Origin of the sequence: Allosphingosinicella sp., assembly GCF_036570505.1 — a bacterium.
Lineage (GTDB): Bacteria > Pseudomonadota > Alphaproteobacteria > Sphingomonadales > Sphingomonadaceae > Allosphingosinicella.
Genome location: NZ_DATCYB010000051.1, coordinates 1 through 6,429 on the forward strand (window position 1 = coordinate 1; position 6,429 = coordinate 6,429).

5 protein-coding genes and 1 pseudogene are annotated in these 6,429 nt (G+C 63.4%); 5 read left to right on the forward strand and 1 reads right to left on the reverse strand.

Translation table 11 applies throughout. The features are described from left to right. The first annotated feature begins 268 nt into the window (after window positions 1–268). Window positions 269–514: a DUF6894 family protein gene (locus VIR62_RS05250; protein WP_431869302.1), complete on the forward strand. Its 246-nt coding sequence runs from the start codon at window positions 269–271 to the stop codon at window positions 512–514. Window positions 515–733: 219 nt separating this feature from the next. Further along, window positions 734–1,858, forward strand: a complete 1,125-nt coding sequence (locus VIR62_RS05255; RefSeq protein WP_431869304.1) for a Fic family protein — start codon at window positions 734–736, stop codon at window positions 1,856–1,858. 191 nt (window positions 1,859–2,049) lie between these two features. Here VIR62_RS05255 and VIR62_RS05260 read toward each other — a convergent pair whose 3' ends face one another. Beyond that, window positions 2,050–3,090: a methyltransferase domain-containing protein gene (locus VIR62_RS05260; protein WP_431869306.1), complete on the reverse strand. Its 1,041-nt coding sequence runs from the start codon at window positions 3,088–3,090 to the stop codon at window positions 2,050–2,052. A 335-nt stretch (window positions 3,091–3,425) separates the two neighbouring features. Here VIR62_RS05260 and VIR62_RS05265 point away from each other — a divergent pair. The 3 genes and pseudogenes from VIR62_RS05265 to VIR62_RS05275 form a co-directional block, all read left to right on the forward strand. Then, window positions 3,426–4,017, forward strand: a pseudogene (locus tag VIR62_RS05265) (transposase); the annotation flags it as partial. A gap of 230 nt (window positions 4,018–4,247) precedes the next feature. Further along, window positions 4,248–6,074: a DUF885 domain-containing protein gene (locus VIR62_RS05270; protein WP_431869307.1), complete on the forward strand. Its 1,827-nt coding sequence runs from the start codon at window positions 4,248–4,250 to the stop codon at window positions 6,072–6,074. 62 nt (window positions 6,075–6,136) lie between these two features. Continuing rightward, the coding region (locus VIR62_RS05275) for a hypothetical protein (RefSeq protein WP_431869309.1) at window positions 6,137–6,429 on the forward strand (293 nt) is incomplete at its 3' end.

The window sequence follows — 6,429 nt, forward strand, 5'->3', positions numbered from 1 at the left end:
GGCATCGGCTGCGTCGTTCTTGCCGCGCTTCACATAGGGCTTCCGTAATGGGCGCCTCTTCGTCAATCCCCCAATTTATCTCGCCGCCGGCTTCTTGCTTCCGTCCGTGGTCAGCCGATCAACTGCCACTTGATGTGGTTACGCGTCGGGATCCGACACCGCAGCCGCGACCGCGCTTGCGGCGTTCGGCGCGTGCTGGCGCTCGGCAATCTCCTCCCCGCATCCGCCGGAGGTTCGGACCGGCAACCGGGCACGTCCCGCCGTTATTGTGTTCACGCCGCGCTTCTACTTCCACATTCGCAACGACCTAACCGCCGACGATGAGGAGGGAGTTGAGCTCGCCGACGAGACCGCTGCCAAGGAGCACGCGCTGGAAGGCGCCCGCAGCCTTGTCTGCGCGAGCATCCACGAGCATGGCAGCGTGAACCTGGATCATCGGATCGAGGTGACGAACGATCAACACCAGCGGGTCCTGACGCTGACGTTTCGAGAAGCGTTCACGATCACCAACTGAGCTGCGCTGGTAAAAGGCCATCATCGGCAGTTTGGAAAGAAAGTCGCCTTTATCTCCTTCGGCTTACGCGCAGCTACTCTCAGGTCGGATTCGTAGCGCCACCTCGGCTCCCCGGCACTTTGCGGCGATTATCACCTCTATTCTCCGCACATTATGCGGCGAATATTCTTGAGCATGCGGAGATTAGTCGGCATATTCGCCGCAAGGAGTGCGGTGAATATGCCTGACTACATCCATGACCGGGACGATTGGCCGGCCTTTTGCTGGAGTGCCGAGCGGCTGGCGGAGCCGCTGGCCGCGGTCGCTCGGCGGCAGGGTCGGTTTGCTGGGCGCATGGAGGCGCTGGGCTTCCGCCTGCGAGAAGAGGCCGTCCTGGAAACCCTCACCGAGGATGTCCTGAAATCGAGCGAGATCGAGGGCGAGATCCTAGACAAGGACCAAGTACGCTCCTCCATCGCGCGCCGCCTGGGCATGGACATCGGGGGCCTCGTGCCCGCCGACCGCGATGTCGAGGGCGTCGTCGAAATGATGCTCGACGCCACCCAGCGCTATGACCAGCCGCTGACGGACGAGCGCCTGTTCGCCTGGCACGCGGCGCTGTTTCCCACCGGCCGCAGCGGCATGGCCAAGATCACCGTGGGCGCCTGGCGTCCCGAAGAGGCGGGTCCGATGCAGGTGGTTTCGGGGCCGATCGGCCGCGAGAAGGTCCATTACGAAGCGCCTGAGGCCGGCCGGCTCGACGCGGAGATGCCGGCTTTCCTCGACTGGTTCGAGGGCGAGCGCGGCATCGACCCCGTCCTCAAGGCCGGCGTCGCCCATCTATGGTTCGTGACCATCCACCCGTTCGAGGATGGCAACGGCCGGATTGCGCGCGCCATCGCGGACATGAGCCTGGCGCGCTCGGACGAGAGTCCGCAGCGGTTCTACAGCATGTCGGCGCAAATCCGGCAGGAGCGGAAAACCTATTACGACCTGCTCGAACGCACGCAGAAGGGCGACCTCGACATCACGCCCTGGCTGGAATGGTTCCTGGCCTGCCTGGATCGGGCGTTCGACGGCGCGGAAGCTACTCTCGGCACGGTCCTGCGTAAGGCGCATTTCTGGGAAACCCATGGCGGAGAGGCCTTCAACGATCGCCAGCGCAAGGTGCTGAACCGGCTGCTGGACGGGTTCGAGGGCAAGCTGACGACATCGAAGTGGGCGGCGCTGGCCAAGACCTCGCCCGACACGGCGCTGCGCGATATCACCGACCTGGTCGGACGCGATGTCCTGGTGAGGGATCCCGGCGGCGGCCGCAGCACGAGCTATTCGCTGGCCGACGCGGCGGGAAACCGGATAATCTAGCAAGCTCAGCAGGAAAGTGGCCGTCAAGGAAGCGAGGCTGCCCGCGAGCGTCGCTGCCGTCGCCAGGATGAGGGCTTGCCGATAACCGAGCGCGTGTGCGCCCCAGACGGTGGCGAAGCCTTTGAAATTGTCATTGGCCCCATTGCTGAAGGCAAGGAGGCCCGCGGCCGCAACGATGATCCACAGCATGTTCAGCAGCAGCTTTGGCTGTGGAGTATCCCTCCTGAAAGATCGAACGGGATCGTCTCGCCACATCCCTCGAAAAGGCCGTAGTGCCGGCTGAAGTCTCCGATGAACTCGAAATGCGGAGCAAAGCGCGTCTCGCGCAGCATCCGCGAACTGTTTCCGCAGACCGGTACGACCCGGCCTGTTTCGAAGGCATGATGTTTGTCGAAGGCGAAGCGGTGCGGCTGGTGGGGAATAGTGCCCCTATAGATTACGGCCTGGCCATAGTCCTCGCAGGCCGTCTCAAGAACGGCAAGCTTGAACAGCCGGTAGGTGGCCGAGTAGAATTTCGTTTCGCCGACCCGCTCCGCCAGACGATCGTCTCGCAGGTCAAGTGGGCGGTCCTCCACAAGGCGGGGATCGGGAAAGCCGTTGCGCAGGGCGAGCCGCAGGAAGTCGTTCCAGTAGAGCGCGCCGCCCAGGCACTCCCCGTACAAGACAGGATCTTGCCGCGCTTCGTCGGACACCCGGCGGTCCGCGTAAACATCCGAGAAATAGAATTCGCCACCGTCCTTGAGCAGGCGGTGTGCTCCGGCCAGGACAGCATCCTTGTCGGGGGACAGATTGAGAACGCAGTTGGAAACGATAACGTCGAAGCTATCCCCTTCGAGCCCGCTCTCGTCGAGTCGCTCGATGTAGCCCTCGATGAACCTGACATTGTCGAAACCGAAGACGTCGGCGTGATGGTCTCGATACGCTTCCGCGACGGCGAGCTGCTCGCGAGTCATATCGATCCCAACGACTTCGCCGGTCTCACCGACGAGCTGAGCCAGCGCATAGACGTCGCGGCCACTGCCGCAGCCGAGATCGAGGACACGCGCGCCCTCCAGCAGTGCGGGGCAGACGAGGCCACAGCCATAGTAGCGACGAACCACTTCCGGATGAATGCGGGCGAGGGCTGACTTTAACCAGTGAGGAACGTGGGATGGATCGCAGCACGCCGACGTTTTCAGATCATCCGAGCTTCGCAGCTGCTTTCCGTAATAGTCCTTGACGATGTCGTGCACGGCCGCTCCCATCAATTAGTGTGATACCCAAAAATTCGGACGAAGCCGCAGGCTGGTTACACAGCGGGAAAACTTCGTCCATCAGGATAGCGATCGGCGTGCAAACAACCCCAGCTTGCCAACGCGGGCTCGGTCGGGAACAATCCATCTGGATGAGAAGAGATGTCGATCACCTGCCTGAGGCATGAGGGGGCGAGCTAGAGCGTGTCCAGCGTCCTGATGGAGGAGTTCGCGGAAGCGATCGCCAAGGCGACTTCGCCGAGCCGCGGAAACGGCAAGATCCTCAAGATCATCCTATTCGGCTCCTACGCACGCGATGATTGGGTCGATGAGCCGTCGACGTGGGGGCGAGCACCGCCGTGCGTCAGGCGGAGGTAGTCGCGGCGAAGCGCATGATCGAGCGGGTCCAGATATCGAGCCGCACATCCGGTGTTCGACAAGTCGGACCGGTCGGACGGCACCTTCTCGCGCGCCGACTTCGCCTACGACGCCCAGCGAGATGTTTATACCTGTCCCGGCGGAAAGTCCCTGAAGCGGCGGCAGCGCCGCCACGATGATCGTCCGGACGCGGTGCCGGCCGACGGCTTCTATCGCTACCGCGCCAGCAAGGCCGAATGTGATGGATGCGCCCTCAAGTCGCGATGCTGTCCCAACGCGGAGGCCCGCAAGGTGATGCGATCAGTCCATGAAGGCGCTCGCGATCTCGCCCGAGCCATCTCCGCTGAGGAGGAGTGGCTCACCTCCCGGCGCGAGCGCAAGAAGGTCGAGATGCTGTTCGCACACCTCAAACGCATCCTCCGGCTCGACCGTCTCCGATTACGCGGCCCGAACGGCGCGTGTGACGAGTTCCACCTCGCAGCTGCCGCCCAGAACCTCCGGAAGCTCGCCAAGCTGATCCCGAGGGGGCCAGAGCCGGCCCCCGCCTGATCGGCAGCGCCGCCGCGCCTCGACACGGGGCGACCGTCCGCTCGTGTCAGAAGCGGACTTTTTCAACAGCATCGGCCAGAAGCGGACGTTCGGCTGTGCGCTGCACATTGCAGACATCTGCTTAGCGGCCATTCCTAGCGGCGTCAGCATAGAGCGTCTGACCTCGTGATAACATCAGCTTCACCGCATTCATCGCCGCCTCTAAGTTCCCCTCACAGGAGGATCCAAATATGCGCCAATCGCTTCTTCTCGCCGCCAGCGCCTTCGCATTTACTGTCCCTTCGCTTTCTGCCGTCTGGGCGCAGGCGCCGACAGTTGTGGCGGAGACGGAGGACGCGCGCTTGTACGCGTTCTTGGACAATGAATTTGCCGAACAGTTGCGCCAGCATCCTCAACTCGCCACGCGGCTGGGTAAGAAGGAGGGGCAGGATCGGCTCGACGACATTAGCGAGGCCGCTGAGCTCCGAGAGCTGGAATGGCGCCGCGCCAGCGTTGCGCGCATGAAGTCGCAGTTCGACCGCCCTAAGCTCTCCCCTAGTGCGCAGGTCAATTACGACATCTGGGCGCTTGAGCTCGACCGTGCAGAGCTCCGCTACCGCTTCCGTCAGTATTCGCCGCCTTTCTATTCGTTCCTCTATTCGGCGCATTCGCGGCTGCCCGACTTCATGATCAACACGCACATTGTGCAGGATGCGGCCGACATGCGGGCCTATGCAGCCCGCCTTCGCGCCATCCCGGCAGTGCTGGACGAAGCCATCACCCAGAGCCGCGCCTCTGCTGCCATCGGAGTGCACGCGCCGAAATTCCAAGTCGAGCGTGTGATCGACGGCAGCCGGGCCATCGTCACCGGCGCGCCGTTCGATGAAGGCGCGGCGTCGCCCCTATGGGCCGATGCCCAAGCCAAGGTGGCCAAGCTCCAGTCGAGCGGCAAGGTGACGGACGAGCAGGCGCGGGCTCTGCTCGCCGACACACGAACCGCCCTGCTCTCGATCAAGCCTGCGTATGAGCGGGTGATCGCTTGGGCCGAAAGCGCGTCGCCGAACGCACCGAGCGGGCGCGTCGGCGCGGCGTCACTGCCAGGGGGTGCTGACTGGTACGCGGCCGCGCTGAAGCTGAACACGACGACTGAACTGAGCGCAGAGCAGATTCACGAAATCGGCCTCAAGGAGGTCAAGCGGATCGAAAGCGAGCAGGACGCGCTGGCCCGCCAGGCAGGTTCGAAGGATCGAGTGGCCTATTATGCCGAGCGCGAGCGCCGCAATCCGCCCCGGCCGTGGACGGACGAGCTTCGCGCCGAATATCTGCGCAACGCGAACGCTGCGATCGCGCGCAATCGTGAGCTGCTGCCGAAATATTTCGGTATCCTTCCGGCTCATCGCATGGAGGTGGTGCGCGAGCCATCGTTCAGCGAAGTCGCTGGCGGGGCCGCCCACGCTGCGCCGCCCACTCCCGATGGCGCCCGTCCGGGCCGCGTCTACGTTCACTTGCTCGGCACCACCGACGATCCGGCGCCGGATGCCACCATCGACCTGATGTGCCACGAGGGCGTGCCCGGTCACGTCATGCAGGGCGATATCCAAGTCGGCCAGAAGAGCGGGCCGAAGTTTCGCCAAGCCACTCGTTACGTGGCGTTCGGAGAGGGCTGGGCCCTCTACGCCGAAGCTTTGTGCAAGGAGATGGGCGCCTATCCCGATGTGGCCAGCGATTTCATGCGCCTCGAAGCCGAGTTGTTCCGTGCCGCGCGCTTGGTCGTCGACACCGGTATTCACGCCAAGGGCTGGAGTGAGCAGCAAGCCATCGACTATATGGTAGCGTCGGGCCGCGCTTCTCCCGATCAGGCCCGCTCAGAGGTCCGCAGGTACATCACGTTGCCCGGGCAGGCCACTGGCTACAAGATTGGCATGCTCAAGATCATGGAGTTGCGTGGCAAGGCCGAACGCGAACTTGGTCCAAGGTTCGACATCAAGGGCTTCCACGATCTCCTGGTCGGCGCCGGTTCGCTCCCCCTCTCCATCCTCGAACGGCAGGTCGATGCCTGGATCGCAGCCCGGAGGTGAGGCAGTACGATCATGGGAGATCCGGTCGCCCTCGCGTTGGCAATGAGGGCGCCGAGGCGGCCTTGCGTGACGCGGACAAGCTGACCGGATCGTCGGACTACGGAAACGACGTCTTCAGCAAGGTCAGTTTTGCGGCCATTGCCGCCGCTGCAGCCCCCGCTCGGGATGCCGAAAACCGGATGTTGGTTAGTCATTGGCAATGCCTGCTTTCGACGGTGGGTTCAACGGGTGGTCGCAACACTTCAATCTTTGACGAGATGGGAGTGGAAGCGATGAAGCGGCGACAACGGATATATTACACGGCAGCGCAGCGGTCCGAGATCTGGGATCGATGGCAGCGTGGGGAGTCGATGAG